Source organism: Pseudomonas nitroreducens, assembly GCF_010994165.1.
GTDB classification, from domain to species: domain Bacteria; phylum Pseudomonadota; class Gammaproteobacteria; order Pseudomonadales; family Pseudomonadaceae; genus Pseudomonas; species Pseudomonas nitroreducens.
Genome location: NZ_WMBX01000007.1, coordinates 79,319 through 92,748 on the forward strand (window position 1 = coordinate 79,319; position 13,430 = coordinate 92,748).

12 protein-coding genes are annotated in these 13,430 nt (G+C 66.7%); 8 read left to right on the top strand and 4 right to left on the bottom strand.

Going from position 1 to position 13,430, the window contains the following annotated elements; translation table 11 throughout:
* The first annotated feature begins 183 nt into the window (after positions 1–183).
* From GJV37_RS26325 to GJV37_RS26355, 7 genes are all read left to right on the top strand, one after another.
* Positions 184–1,041 carry a MurR/RpiR family transcriptional regulator gene (locus tag GJV37_RS26325; RefSeq protein WP_024763759.1) on the top strand — a complete coding sequence of 286 codons (858 nt, stop codon included), beginning with the start codon at positions 184–186 and terminating at the stop codon, positions 1,039–1,041.
* Positions 1,042–1,043: 2 nt separating this feature from the next.
* A complete protein-coding gene (locus tag GJV37_RS26330; RefSeq protein ID WP_054908576.1) occupies positions 1,044–1,685 on the top strand; it encodes a cysteine hydrolase family protein in 642 nt (213 codons plus the stop codon).
* A 15-nt stretch (positions 1,686–1,700) separates the two neighbouring features.
* On the top strand, positions 1,701–3,041 hold the full coding sequence (locus tag GJV37_RS26335) for a glutamine synthetase family protein (RefSeq protein ID WP_193453121.1): 1,341 nt from the start codon (positions 1,701–1,703) through the stop codon (positions 3,039–3,041).
* Entirely contained in the window at positions 3,025–3,768 is a 744-nt protein-coding gene (locus tag GJV37_RS26340; RefSeq protein WP_170859421.1) for an N-formylglutamate amidohydrolase, read from the top strand. The genes GJV37_RS26335 and GJV37_RS26340 overlap by 17 nt, the downstream gene beginning before the upstream one ends.
* Before the next feature lie 256 nt (positions 3,769–4,024).
* On the top strand, positions 4,025–5,368 hold the full coding sequence (locus GJV37_RS26345) for an APC family permease (protein WP_037011583.1): 1,344 nt from the start codon (positions 4,025–4,027) through the stop codon (positions 5,366–5,368).
* Positions 5,369–5,524: 156 nt separating this feature from the next.
* Positions 5,525–6,007 (top strand): Lrp/AsnC family transcriptional regulator, encoded by a 483-nt coding sequence (locus GJV37_RS26350; RefSeq protein WP_024763763.1) that lies wholly within the window; start codon positions 5,525–5,527, stop codon positions 6,005–6,007.
* 310 nt (positions 6,008–6,317) lie between these two features.
* Positions 6,318–7,379, top strand: a complete 1,062-nt coding sequence (locus GJV37_RS26355; protein WP_170859422.1) for an ornithine cyclodeaminase — start codon at positions 6,318–6,320, stop codon at positions 7,377–7,379.
* A gap of 3 nt (positions 7,380–7,382) precedes the next feature.
* On the opposite strand, the gene GJV37_RS26360 is transcribed toward GJV37_RS26355, so the two are convergent.
* A complete protein-coding gene (locus tag GJV37_RS26360) occupies positions 7,383–8,321 on the bottom strand; it encodes a LysR substrate-binding domain-containing protein (protein ID WP_038803648.1) in 939 nt (312 codons plus the stop codon).
* Positions 8,322–8,451: 130 nt separating this feature from the next.
* Between GJV37_RS26360 and GJV37_RS26365 the strand changes: the two genes are divergently transcribed.
* Positions 8,452–10,035 (top strand): zinc-binding metallopeptidase family protein, encoded by a 1,584-nt coding sequence (locus GJV37_RS26365; RefSeq protein WP_065085643.1) that lies wholly within the window; start codon positions 8,452–8,454, stop codon positions 10,033–10,035.
* Positions 10,036–10,204: 169 nt separating this feature from the next.
* On the opposite strand, the gene GJV37_RS26370 is transcribed toward GJV37_RS26365, so the two are convergent.
* From GJV37_RS26370 to GJV37_RS26380, 3 genes are read right to left on the bottom strand one after another with little or no spacing between them, the layout of a single operon-like run.
* A complete protein-coding gene (locus tag GJV37_RS26370) occupies positions 10,205–10,420 on the bottom strand; it encodes a hypothetical protein (protein ID WP_024763766.1) in 216 nt (71 codons plus the stop codon).
* A 14-nt stretch (positions 10,421–10,434) separates the two neighbouring features.
* Positions 10,435–12,471, bottom strand: a complete 2,037-nt coding sequence (locus GJV37_RS26375) for a pyridoxamine 5'-phosphate oxidase family protein (RefSeq protein WP_193453122.1) — start codon at positions 12,469–12,471, stop codon at positions 10,435–10,437.
* Positions 12,472–12,523: 52 nt separating this feature from the next.
* Positions 12,524–13,147 carry a glutathione S-transferase family protein gene (locus tag GJV37_RS26380; protein WP_037011579.1) on the bottom strand — a complete coding sequence of 208 codons (624 nt, stop codon included), beginning with the start codon at positions 13,145–13,147 and terminating at the stop codon, positions 12,524–12,526.
* Positions 13,148–13,430: the final 283 nt, after the last annotated feature.

The following is a 13,430-nucleotide window of genomic DNA, read 5'->3' on the forward strand; positions in this document are numbered from 1 at the left end:
CGGCTTTGAAGGCGTTCGACGTCCTGGCGAACGCAGCGGTTCCCTTTGCGGAAAATGGCAGGCGCGGCTCTGCGTCGAGCAGTCGAAGGGCGTGTCCAGATTTGGTAGTGAATACTACAGAAAATAGATATTGAAAGTTTCTGGAGCGCATTATACAAATTAGCCACAACAAGAGGCGCACCCATGCTCACACTCAAAGACCGCCTGAACACCCCGGAAGTCGAACTCACCAAGGCCGAGCGCAAAGTCCTGCGCGCCTTGCTCGACGACTACCCGCGCAGCGGCCTCGGACCGATGTCGCGCCTCGCGCGCCAGGCCGGCGTCAGCGATCCGAGCATCCTGCGGCTGGTGAAGAAGCTCGGCTTCAGTGGCTACAGCGACTTCCAGAATGCCCTGATGGCCGAGGTGGATGACCGCCTGCGTTCACCGCGCACCCTGCTCGCCGGGCGCCGCGAAGGCATGAGCCGCGACGACGTCTGGTCCAATTACCTGAGCGATGCCGGCGAAGGCATCCAGCGCACCCTGGCCCTGACCCAGGCCGACGACGTGCGCCTGCTCGCTGACTGGCTGCTCGATCCCAAGCTGCGCGTCTTCTGCCACGGCGGGCGCTTCAGCCGCTTCGTCGCCGGCTACCTGGTGGCGCACCTGCGCATGCTGCGCAGCGGCTGCCTGCTGCTGGACGACGGCGCCGCGCTGCCCGACCAGTTGGGCGACATCGACCGCCAGGCGCTGGTGGTGGTGTTCGACTACCGCCGCTACCAGGCCCAGGCGCTGGGCGTGACCCGTGCGGCCAAGGCCCGCGGCGCACGGGTGGTGCTGTTCACCGACATCTACGACTCGCCGTTGCGCGAGTTCGCCGACCTGATCATCAGCGCCCCGGTGGAGTCCCCGTCGCCCTTCGACACCCTGGTGCCGACCATGGCCCAGGTCGAAGCGCTGATCGCCAGCCTGGTAGCGCGCATGGACGGCCAGCTCGACGAACGCCTGGAAGGCATCGACCACCTGAGGGCTGCCTTCGGCAGCCACATCCTTGAGGAATGACCGTGTTCAGCTTGCCCCACCACTCGCCCCGTGACTTGCCGTTCACCCCCGGCCAGACCGCCATCCTGTTCGTCGACATGCAGAACGCCTGGGTCATTCCCGGCCGCGATGCCCATGTCGATCCGCAGACGCACCGCTACTTCTACGACCGCGTCGAGGCGAGCGTGATACCCAACCAGCAGCGCCTGCTGGCGGCCATGCGCGAGGTCGACGGGGAAGTGCTGCACACCATCATCGAAAGCCTCACCGCCGATGGCCGCGACCGTTCGCTGGACCACAAGCTCTCCGACATGCACCTGCCCAAGGGCAGCCCGGATGCCCAGGTGATCGATGCTCTGGCGCCGCGGGAAAACGAGATCGTCCTGCCGAAGACATCCTCGGGCGTCTTCAACTCCACCGCCATCGACTACGTGCTGCGCAACCTCAATACCCGCCACCTGATCATCTGCGGCGTGGTCACCGACCAGTGCGTGGACATGGCCGTGCGCGACGCCGCCGACCGTGGCTACCTCGTCACCCTGGTGGAAGACGCCTGCGCCACCCACACCGCCGAACGCCACCAGGCCTGCCTGGAAGCGATCAAGGGTTACTGCTGGATCGCCGACACCGACAGCGTGCTGGCCCGCATCGCCGCGCTGGCCTGAGGCCGGGAGAACGTCATGAGTCAGAACAATAACAATCCCGCTCCGATGCGCCTGACCAGCTTCGTCACCACCGACCTCTGCGGCATCACCCGCGGCCGCTCGCTTCCCGAATCGGAAGTCGCCGAGCAACTGGCCACCGGCTGTGGCTGGGTGCCCGCCAACAGCGCGCTGACGCCGCAGGACATCATTGCCGACGACAACCCCTGGGGCAGCCACGGCGACCTGCGCCTGCTGCCCGACCCGAGCAGCCGGGTGCGCCTGGAAAACGGCCCCGATTCCCAGGCCGCGCCGCTGGATTACCTGCACGGCGACCTGGTGACGACTACCGGCGCGCCGTGGCCGGTCTGCCCGCGTACGCTGCTGCGCGACGAGATCGCCCGCTACCGCGAACTGGGCCTGCAGGTCACCGCCGCCTTCGAACACGAATTCAACCTGCTCGGCCTGCCGGACCAGCATGCCGCCGCCTTCTCCCTGGAGGCGCAGCGGCAGACCGGCAACTTCGGCGGTTGGCTGATGAGCGCGCTGGAGCAGATCGGCGCCGAGCCGGAAATGTTCCTGCCCGAGTACGGCCGCAACCAGTACGAGGTCACCTGCCGGCCGACCCAGGGCGTTGCTGCTGCGGACCGCGCGGTGAACGTCCGCGAAGTCACCCGCGAGATCGCCCGCCAGTTCGGCTGGCGCAGCAGCTTCACGCCGCTGCTGGCGCCCGGCGCCGTGACCAACGGTGTGCACCTGCACCTGAGCCTGCAACGCCTGGATGGCACTCCGGTGTTCTACGACGAGGCCGCGCCGACCAACCTGTCCACGCTCGCCGAACACTGGGCCGCCGGCGTGCTGCGCCACCTGCCGGCACTGTGCGCGCTGACCGCGCCGACGGCGGTGTCCTACCTTCGGCTGAAACCGCACCACTGGAGCGCCGCCTACGCCTGCCTGGGCCTGCGCAACCGCGAAGCGGCGCTGCGCATCTGCCCGGTGGTGGAGATTGGCGGCAAGTCCAAGGCGCGCCAGTTCAACCTGGAATTCCGCCCCATGGACGCCACCGCCAGCCCGCACCTGGCCATGGCCGCGGTGCTGATCGCCGGGCGCCTGGGCCTGCAGCAGGAACTGCCGCTGTCGGCGGTCACCGATGTCGACCCGCACAGCCTCAGCGATGCGCAGCGCGAGGAGCTGGGCATCAAGTCCCTGCCCGGTTCGCTGGAGGAGGCCCAGCGCCTGCTGCTGGCCGATAGCGAACTCTGCGCCCAGCTGCCGCCGGCCCTGCTGCAGACCTATGTCGCCGTGAAGCGCCAGGAACTGGCCCTGACCCGCGAACTCAGCGAAGAACAACTCTGTGAATCCTATGCAAAGTTCTACTGAATCCGGCCTTTACCGGCGTCCGCCGTTCGAGATCGTCAACCCGCAGGGCAAGAGCCCGGTGCTGCTGGTCTGCGAACACGCCAGCCGCTACATCCCCGAGGAGCTGGCGCAACTGGGCCTGGACGACACGGCGGCCGCCGAGCACATCGCCTGGGACATCGGCGCGCTGGACCTGGCCCGCGAGCTGTCGGCGCGCCTGGACGCCACGCTGCTGGTGGCCAACTACTCGCGCCTGCTGATCGACCTCAACCGGCCGCTGTCCGCTCCGGATGCGATTCCCGAGCACAGCGAGATCTACCCGATTCCCGGCAACTGCAACCTGAGCGCAGCGGCCCGGCAGGAGAGGGTGGCGCGCCTGTTCGAGCCGTTCCACCAGCAACTGACCGCGCTGCTCGACGAGCGCCTGGCCGCTGGCCGGCCGACTCGTCTGGTGGGCGTGCACAGCTTCACCCCGAGCTATCGCGGCGAGCCTCGCCCGTGGGTCGCCGGGGTGCTCTACGCCAAGGCCGAAGACTATGCCCGGCGCATGGTGGCGGGGCTGCGGGCGAGCGGCGAAGAGATCGGCGCCAACCAACCCTATGTGATCGACCCGCTGGAGGACATGACCGTCCCGGTACATGGCGACGAGCGCGGAGTGGATGCCGTGCTGATCGAAATCCGCAATGACGGACTGCGGACCCCGCAAGGGGTGGAAGCCTGGGCAGTACGCCTGGCTCCCTGGCTCTGAGAGCCTGTTTACGACCTGCTGCGCGTCGGCCGCAGGGCGTTGAAAGGCGCCCTCAGATGCTCATTTACGGCTCGTAAACTCCGCTCTTCGGGCGCTTTTCGCCTACTACGGCTCTAGCTCGCGAGGTCGTAAGCAGGCTCTGAGGACCCCAACCCGGCTGGCCCCGTTCGACTGGCCGGGCAGGTTCTGAAAACAACAACAATTCAGCGCATGAGCGCCGAACCCTTACAGCTGCCGTTCCCAGAGGAAGTGCCCCGTGGCTATCGAACAGTTCGGATACAAGCAACAACTCCGTCGCAGCCTGACGCTCGGCGACCTGGTGATCTACGGGATGATCTTCATGATCCCGATCGCGCCCTTCGGCGTGTACGGCTGGGTCCACGCGGACGCCCACGGCATGGTGCCGATGGCCTACCTGGTGGGCATGGTGGCGATGCTCTTCACCGCGCTGAGCTATGGCGCGATGTCCCGCGCCTTTCCCATTGCCGGCTCGGTGTACTCCTACGCCCAGCGCGGCATCCACCCCAACGTCGGCTTCATCGCCGGCTGGGTCCTGCTGCTGGACTACCTGCTGATCCCGCCGTTGCTCTACGTGTTCAGCGCGCTGGCGCTGAACCACCTGTTCCCGGCGATTCCCAAGCTTGCGTTCATGCTGATCTTCCTGGTGTCCGCCACACTCATCAACCTGCGCGGCATCACCCTGGCTGCGCGCTTCAACCTGCTGTTCCTGATCGCCGAACTGGTGGTCCTGGCGATCTTCCTGGTCGTTGGTTACCAGGCGCTGCAGGGTGGCATGGGCAATGGCCGGCTGACGCTTGAGCCGCTGCTGCAACCGGAGCATTTCAACCTCGGCCTGGTGATGAAGGCGGTGTCCATCGCGGTGCTGTCGTTCCTCGGTTTCGACGCGATTTCCACTCTCGCCGAAGAGGTCAAGGGCGACCCGGCCAAGCAGATCGGCCGCGCCTCGCTGATCGCGCTGTTCGTCATGGGCGCCATCTTCATCGTACAGACCTGGCTGGCCACCGACCTTGCCGCCGGCATGACCTTCAAGTCGGCGGACACCGCCTTCTACGAGATCGCCGAAGCGGCCGGCGGCAGCTGGCTGTCCACGCTGACCGCAGTGGCCACTGCGCTGGCCTGGGGCGTGACCGTCTCCATCACTTCGCAGGCTGCGGTTTCCCGTCTGCTGTACTCCATGGCCCGCGACGGCAAGCTGCCGCGCGTGCTGGCCAAGGTGCATCCGAAGTACCAGACCCCGCACATCAGCCTGTACCTGGTGGGTGTGTTGTCGCTGGGCATCGGCATCTACTTCCTCGACTCGCCGGACGTGCTCACCTCGCTGGTCAACTTCGGCGCGCTGACCGGCTTCTGCCTGCTGCACATCGCGGTGATCAACCACTACTTCATCCGCCAGAAGAGCGGCCGGGTGCTGCGCCACCTGGTGTTCCCGCTGGTGGGGCTGGTGATCATCGCCTACGTGCTGTTCAGCATGAGCCGTGAAGCGCAGGAGCTGGGGGTGGGCTGGATCGCCATCGGCCTGGTGTACCTCGCGGTGCTCAGCCGACGTGGCAACGGCAGCGAGCTGGCGCGGGAAATCTGACCGGGTGCGCCGTGCTGTCGCAGACGGCACGGCGCACTTTGACAGACGGCGGGGCGTGCCCCATAAAGATCCGGGTCGGTGGCGGACAGTGTTTCCACCGACTGCTTTCGCCGGGGCAGGGAAGCCGGCACGACTGACGAATCATCGCGAAGCATCATGAGCAGGAAAGATCAGGACAGCCCCTTCACCCTGGACCGCATCGACGAGGAGATCATCCGCATCCTCCGTCACCAGGGTCGCATCACCTACGGCAAGCTGTCCGCCCTCGTGCACCTCACCCCGCGCCCCTGCCAGGAGCGCGTCCGCAAGCTGGAGCGACACGGCATCATCCGTGGCTACGGCGCGGTCATCGACGAGCAGAAGATTTCCGCCGGGCTCTCGCTGCTGGTACTGGTCGCACTGTCGAACCAGAGCGGCCGCAGCGCCCAGAAGGCCTTCGAGGCCCGCGTCATCGCCTGCCCGGAAGTGCTGCACTGCCAGCTGATCAGCGGGACCTTCGACTACAGCGTGCGCATGCGCTGCCGGGACATGGAGCACTACCGCGCGCTGACCGAAACCTGGCTGAACGACGAGAGCCTGCACATCGACAAGCTGGTTGCCCATCCCGAGCTGACGACCATCAAGGAATCCGCCAGCTAGCCTTTTGACGCCTCATTCGGCGGCGCCAGTTCCTTGGGTTTCCCGCCTGCAATATCGGCCTGTCGAGGGCTGCTATAAGCACAGCCGAATCGGCTGTTGCCGCTCGCCAATACAGCCGGATCGGCCGGCGCGGGCCCGTATTACAGCCGGGATTTCACCACGGCGAGTGGGAAAATCGTCTTGCCCCTCTCTGACGTGCAGACCTGTTCCAGGGCCTCTGCGACCTTGTTGTGCCCGCTGTTCGAGACACGGCGGAGGCGGGCTGCAGTCCAATCAGAAGACGCCAATCACAACAATCGGAGGTCCCACCATGACCCGCTTCGTCGACGTCCCCACGATGTCCCAACTGGTCCAGCAGATCGGTGTCGCCCGCTTCATCGGCGAACTCGCCGACACCATCGCTCAGGACTTCGTGCGCTGGGAGTCCTTCGACAAATCCGCCCGCGTCGCCAACCATTCCGAGACCGGTGTCATCGAACTGATGCCGGTGTCCGACACCGCCCGCTATGCCTTCAAGTACGTCAACGGCCACCCGCAGAACACCCAGCGCGGGCTGTTCACCGTCATGGCCTTCGGCGTGCTGGCCGACGTCGAGACGGGCTATCCGGTGCTGCTCTCCGAACTCACCGTGGCCACCGCGCTGCGCACCTGCGCTACCTCGCTGATGGCTGCCCGCGCACTGGCGCGTCCGGACTCGCGACGCATGGCGCTGATCGGCAACGGCGCGCAGAGCGAGTTCCAGGCGCTGGCCTTCCATCACCACCTGGGCATCGAGGAAATCGCCGTCTACGACATCGATCCGCAGGCCACTGAAAAACTGATCCGCAACCTCTCGGAATTCCCCAACCTGAAGATCATCCGCGCCGGTTCCACCGCCGAAGCGGTGCGCGGCGCCGACATCGTCACCACGGTAACCGCCGACAAGGCCTACGCGACCATCCTCACTCCGGAAGTGATCGAGCCGGGCATGCACATCAACGGCGTGGGTGGTGACTGCCCGGGCAAGACCGAGCTGCATGCCGACGTCCTGCGCGCCGGCAAGGTGTTCGTCGAGTACGAGCCGCAATCGCGCGTCGAGGGCGAGATCCAGCAGATGCCGGCGGACTTCCCGGTAACCGATCTGTGGCGGGTACTGGCCGGCCAGGTCGGCGGGCGTGACAGCGCCGAGCAGGTGACCATCTTCGACTCGGTCGGCTTCGCGCTCGAAGACTACTCGGCACTGCGCTACGTGAACGAACAGGCCAGCCGCCTGGACCTCGGCGAGCGCATCGACCTGGTGCCGTGGAGCGAAGACGAGGACAACGATCCCAAGGACCTGTTCCGCTACACCCGCTCCGGCAAGGCGCGCAAAGGGCTGCGCCGCATCGCCTGACGCTCAGCGCGCTTCTTCGGGAATCGCCAGCGGCGGGCGGCTGAGGTCGCTGGCGCTCTGCGTGGTGGCGGCGACACGGGCCTTGAGCCATTGGCTGAAGGCCTTCACCACCGGGCGCTCGGCCTTCACCGGGTCGGTCACCAGGAAATAGCCGCGGCTGGACTGGATGGTGATGTCGAACGGGCGCACCAGCAGGCCGCGCGCCAGGGCATCGCCACTGAGCAGGTTGTCGCCGATGGCCACGCCCTGGGCGGCAATGCAGGCGGCGATGGTGCAGGGCGCGTCGGCGAACAGCACGCCGGAGCGGTGGTCGATGGCACTCGCGCCCACGGCGCCCAGCCACAGGCGCCAATCGGCGAAATCGTTCATGTGCAGCAGCGTGTAGTGGGCCAGGTCCGCCGGCTGCGTCAGGCCGCCGCGCGAGTGGATCAGGCGCGGGCTGCACACCGGGAAGAAGTGCAGGGCCACCAGTTGCTCCACCGTCTGGTTCGGCCAGTCGCCGCTGCCGTAGGCGATGAACAGGTCGGCATCGCTGGCGCTGGTGTCCTGCGGCACGCGCGGCGTCACCACGTGCAACTGCACCTGCGGGTATTGCGCGAGGAAATCCCCCAGGTGCTGGCATAACCAGTAGGTGGCGAAGCCGGGGTTGCAACTCACGCACAGCGGCCCGCTGACCTGCTGCTCGTCGAAGCTGCTGCCGGCCAGCTGCACCTCCGCGAGGATGCGCTGCACGTCGCGCGCATACCTCTCGCCCCGATAGGTCAGGCGGATGCCGCGCCCGGTGCGCTCGGTCAGGGCGAAGCCCAGGCGTTCCTCCAGCGTGGCGATGCGGTGGCTGACCGCGCTGCGGGTGAGGTTCAGCTCCGTGGCGGCGGCGGACACGCTGCCCAGCCGGGCCACGGCATCCAGCGCGCGCAGGGCGGTCATCGAAGGAAAGTGCATGGGCGGTCCAATTCTCGACTGGTGAAACTAACCGGACATGGGGTGGCGAAATCCTGCGCTTGTTGTGAATTCCGCTTCACCAATACTAGGCCACACGACAACAACAACAGGCAATGATGAGGAAGCCGCCATGTCGAAATTCAAGGCCTACGTCCAGCAGTGGATCGACGAGCACCGCCAGCAGCTGTCCGACTGGCACCAGGTGATCTGGCATTTCGCCGAGCCGGCCTTCCGCGAGTACAAGTCCTGCGCCTGGTACGTGGAATTGCTGCGCCGCGAAGGCTTCACGGTGGAAGAGGGCAGTGGCGGCATGCCCACCGCCTTCGTCGCCACCTTCAGCAACGGCGAAGGGCCCATCCTCGCCACCTATGCCGAATACGACGCGGTGCCGGGCAACTGCCAGGCGGCGGCGACCAAACCAATGCCGCGCGAGGGCCTGTCGAAATACGCGCCCGGCCATACCGACCCGCATTCCGCGCTGGGCATCAGCGCCCTGGGCGGCGTGCTGGCGGCCAAGGCGGCGATGCTGGAATTCGGCATCGCCGGCACCATCAGGTTCTTCGGCGAGCCGGCGGAAAAGCTGCGCGCCTCCAAGCCCGTGCACGCCGCCAAGGGCTACTACGACGACCTCGACGCCGCCGTCAGCTTCCACCCCACCTACATGCTGCCGCTGAACAACACCACCACCTGGGACACGCACTGCGGCATCGCTTACTCGTACATCTACACCTTCACCTGCGAAGACCCGCAGAACTGGATTGCCGCCGACCGCTACAGCCCGATCCCGCAGAACCACCTCGCGGCTCGCGCGCCGGGCGCCAACGATGCGCTGGTGCACTTCTACACGCTGAACGAAAGCCTGCGCCGCTCGACGCTGCCGTTTACCGGGCTGTGGAGCTTCAACGAGGCCATCCTCACCGCCGGCCAGGCCACCGCCGACAACCTGCCGCCGCACATCTCGCAGATCCAGTACCTGCTGCGTTGCGACTCCATCGAGCAGGCCGAGACCATCTCCACGGTGATGGACAACAACGCCGCCGCCGCGGCCATGGCCACCGGCTGCCAGTGGAAGAAGACCTGGGTCTGCAAGTCCCGTGGCGGGTTGGCCAACCACGCACTGGCGCAGGCTTGCTACGACAACCTCGCCGCCATCGGCGCGCCGACCTGGGGCGAAAAGGCCATCGCCGTGGCGCGGGAAATCCAGGCGAACCTCGGCCTCGACCCCATGGACGAGCCCTTCCTGCCGGCCACCCAGGCGCTGATCGAGCCGCAGGAATGCGAGCGGCAGATGCGCCTGCAGATGCCGGCGTGGCAGAAGTACCTGACCTCCGACGATTACCCCGAATACACCTGGCACTGCCCGACCGTGCGCCTCTACGTGGCCCGGCCGATGCTCAGCGCACCCGTGGGCTTCACCTATCCGGACTGGGTATCCAACGCCCTGGGCGGCATCCGCGAGACCATCGACCCGATGATCGACGTGGCGTCGAAGACCATCGGCAGCACACTGATCGAGCTGTTCACCGATGCCGATCTGCTGGCCGAGGCGACCCGCGAGTTCAACCAGCGTACCGGCGGCGGCATCGGTGGCGAGCAGTGGCAGGCGCCGTTGCTGCCGAAGGACTTCAAGGTCCCGCACCGCTTCCGCTGGCCGGAATACATCCGCACGGTGCGCGGCGAGGAGTGGTGGATTCCGGCGCGGGAGGACGAGTGATCCATGGTTTCCCCTGCTTCGTCGTGATTGGGTCGCAGCCGTGGCGCAACGGCGTTGTACCGACCCAATCCGTGCCTGGGCCTTTCCCTCACCCCAGCCCTCTCCCAGTGGGAGAGGGCTGAGCCGAGCGCGAAGCAATGGGGCAGGGGGGCAGGTTTGCGAATGGCGCCTACAAGGCGCGCTTGAACCAGCGCACCAGTGCTGCGCCGATCTCCACGGTGCGCGAGCGTGAAGGGCAACCCGGCGTCGAGATCAATTGCGGCAGGAGGAAGCCAACCTCGGCTTCATTCGGACCGCAGAGCACCGGGGCCGGTGCTTCGACGAACTCTTCGTCCCAGCGCGGGAAGCGTTGGCTTGCGCTGTCGTATGCATGCCGTGCGTTCATGGTCGAATCCCTCCCTAAAGGTCCAGCACCAGCGGTTGCACGCCGCTCTCGTCCTGCGCCGGGATGGCGCAGCAGATCAGTACGCTGCCGGCTTCGGGCAGCTCCGCCGGCGGGTTGGGGTAGTGCACCAGGCCGCTGACGACCTTGGTCCGGCAGGTGCCGCAGGAGCCGCCGCGGCAGCTGAAGTCGGGTGACAAACCGCGAGCTTCGGCCAGCTCCAGCAGCGTGCCGCTCTCGGGTTTCCAGCGTGCTTCCTTGGCCGAGCCGGCGAAGTACACGGGCACTGGCTCGGTAGCGGCGGGCGGCTGCACCAGCGCCGGCGCCAGACCGTCGCCCTGGCGCTTGAGCGTCGATGGGCCGAAGGTTTCGGCGTGGATGCGTGCGTCGGCAATATTCAGTCCGCGCAGGCCGTCGTAGATCGCCTGGGTGAATTCGCCGGGGCCGCAGACATAGAAGTCGTAATCGTCCAGTGGCAGCCGGGCCTTGATCGCCGCGATGTCCAGCCGGCCGGTCTGCTCGAAATCGCGTCCGGGCAGTGCTTCCGGCTCAGGACGACTGAGCGCGCGATGGACCTGCAACTGCTGGGCGCGTTGGCGGAGCTCGGTGATTTCACGCTGGAACGGCAATTGGCGCAGGCTGCGCGCGGACTGGAACAGATGAATGCTCCGGGTCGACGCGGCCACCGATTCGCGCAGCATCGACAGCAGTGGGGTGATGCCCACACCCGCGCCGACCAGCACGACCGGCCGCGCGGTGTCGTTTTTCAGCGTGAAACTGCCCATGGGCGCGCGGACCTGCAGGCTATCGCCCACCTGCAGTTGTTCGTGCAGGTGGCGGGACGCCGGGCCCTGGGCCTTCACGCTGATGCGCAGCTCGCCGTCCGACGGCGCGCTGGACAGGCTGTAGGTGCGGATCAGTGCCTGCTCGCCGATTGCCAGGCGTACGGGCAGATGCTGGCCTGGCGCGAAACTCACGGCGGTGCCGGCCGGCGGTTGCAGGTAGAAGGAGCGGATGTCCTCGCTCTCCTGCTCCACGCGCAGCACCTGCCAGTCCTGCCATTGCTGGCGCTGCTCGCGTTCCTGCAGTTTGGCGTCGGCCTCGGCCCAGGTGCCGGTCATCAGGCTGGTGGGCGAGTATTCGCGCAAGCTCCAGCGCAGCGCCAGGGCGCTGCGGCGCAGGACAGCGTGCTGCACATCCAGGGTCCACAGGCGTTCGGCGCCTTCGAAGGCGGCGAGCAACGGGCTGTCGAAAAGAATCTCGGTGCAGCCATGGACTTGCAGTACGTCGCCGCTGGCGAAGTCCACGAACAGCAGCCCCGCTTGCGGATTGGCCTGCAGGTTGCCCAGGGTGTTGAAGTGCAGGTTGCCGGCATAATCGGGGATGACCAGGCGATTGCCGTCGACCTTGACGAAGCCGGGACGCCCACCACGGTGGGAGACGTCCACCGAGCGCTCGCCATCCTCGTGCTGCACGTAGCTGGCGACGAAGAAGGTGTCGGCGTCGCGGATGATTGCCGCCAATTCCTCGTTCAGCGTGGCGAAGTCCTCGCGCGGGGCACGCTGGTTGTAGCGCTGCTCGTCGCGGCTCCACTCGCGTTTCTGGATGTACTGCGGGCAGTTGCCGAAAGAGTGCTCCACGGCCACGGTCAGCAGTCCACCCTCGGCTTCGCGGAGGACGCCATTCATGCGGTTGCGCCGCCGGGTGTGCAGCTCGATGCCCAGCAGGCCGATCGCCTTCCCGGCCTGCAGGCCGCTGGCGGCGGGGTCCTGATGGTCGGCCACGCTGTCCAGCAGCAGGCTTTTCGGGTCGGGGGAGGTTATGAAACCTTCCGCGCCTTCGAGCAGGGTCGCCCAGGGCCGGCCCTGCTGATCCACGGCGCCGACGATGATGAAGGGCAACTGGTGATAGAACTCGCGGTGCTGGTCGGGCATGTAGTCGCGGATGACCTTCTGGCCATGGACCTCCATGCGGTCGGCCACGCCGACGCGCTCCTGGATCGCCTTCTCGCCGGCGTGCCACGGGGAGGTACGGTGTTTGGGCAACTGGAACATGACGAGCACCTCGCAGTAGGCGCCGCCGGGTAGCCCGGCGGCGGGGGTTGCATCAGGCTTGCAGGCCGATGGCGGTGCGCTGCATCGGCACGAAGCCGGGCAGGGCTTCCACGCGAGCCAGCCAGGCGCGCAGGCTCGGGTACTCCTGCAGGGAGACGTTGCCCTCCGGTGCATGGGAAATGTAGGAGTAATTGGCGACGTCGGCGATGGTCGCTTCGTTGCCGGCCAGGAAAGGCTTCTTCGCCAGCTCGCCCTCCATCACCTGGAACAGGGCATGGGCGCGGGTAGCGACTTCCTCGGCGTTGAATTTTGCACCGAACACGGTGATCAGCCGTGCCGCAGCGGGACCGAAGGCGACCTGCCCGGCGGCCACCGACAACCAGCGCTGCACGCGGGCGGCGCCTTGCGGGTCTTCCGGCAGCCAGCGGCCGTTGCCGTATTTCTTCGCCAGGTAGACCAGAATGGCGTTGGAGTCGGCGACGATCACACCTTCGTCATCGATCACCGGCACCTGGCCGAAGCTGTTCAGGGCGAGGAAGTCCGGGTGCTTGTGTGCGCCCTTGGCGAGGTCGACGTCGATCAGTTCGGCGGGCAGTTGCAGCAGCGAGAGCATCAGCTCGGCGCGGTGCGCGTGGCCGGACAGCGGGTGGCGGAAGAGCTTGATGGTGTGGGACATGACGGTGACTCCGTTGGCTTGAGTGGGTAGGCAGCGCGAGTCGGTCCATGGTGGGTTGCTCGAGCTGATGGGTGAATGCTGCGCTCGATGGCCGGCGCGCAGAATCCCCAGTACGGGCAATCCAGCGTTTCAGAATGCGGAAGAATGGGGCGCAGGGTTGCCAGCGGGCGCAGCCATTCCCAAGCCTGCAGGGGGGCGCCAACAAGCTCGCTCTTACAGAGAAGCTGCGCAGGAGCGAGCTTGCTCGCGAACTGCCCTGAGCTCAGAAGAGAGATGGGGCGCT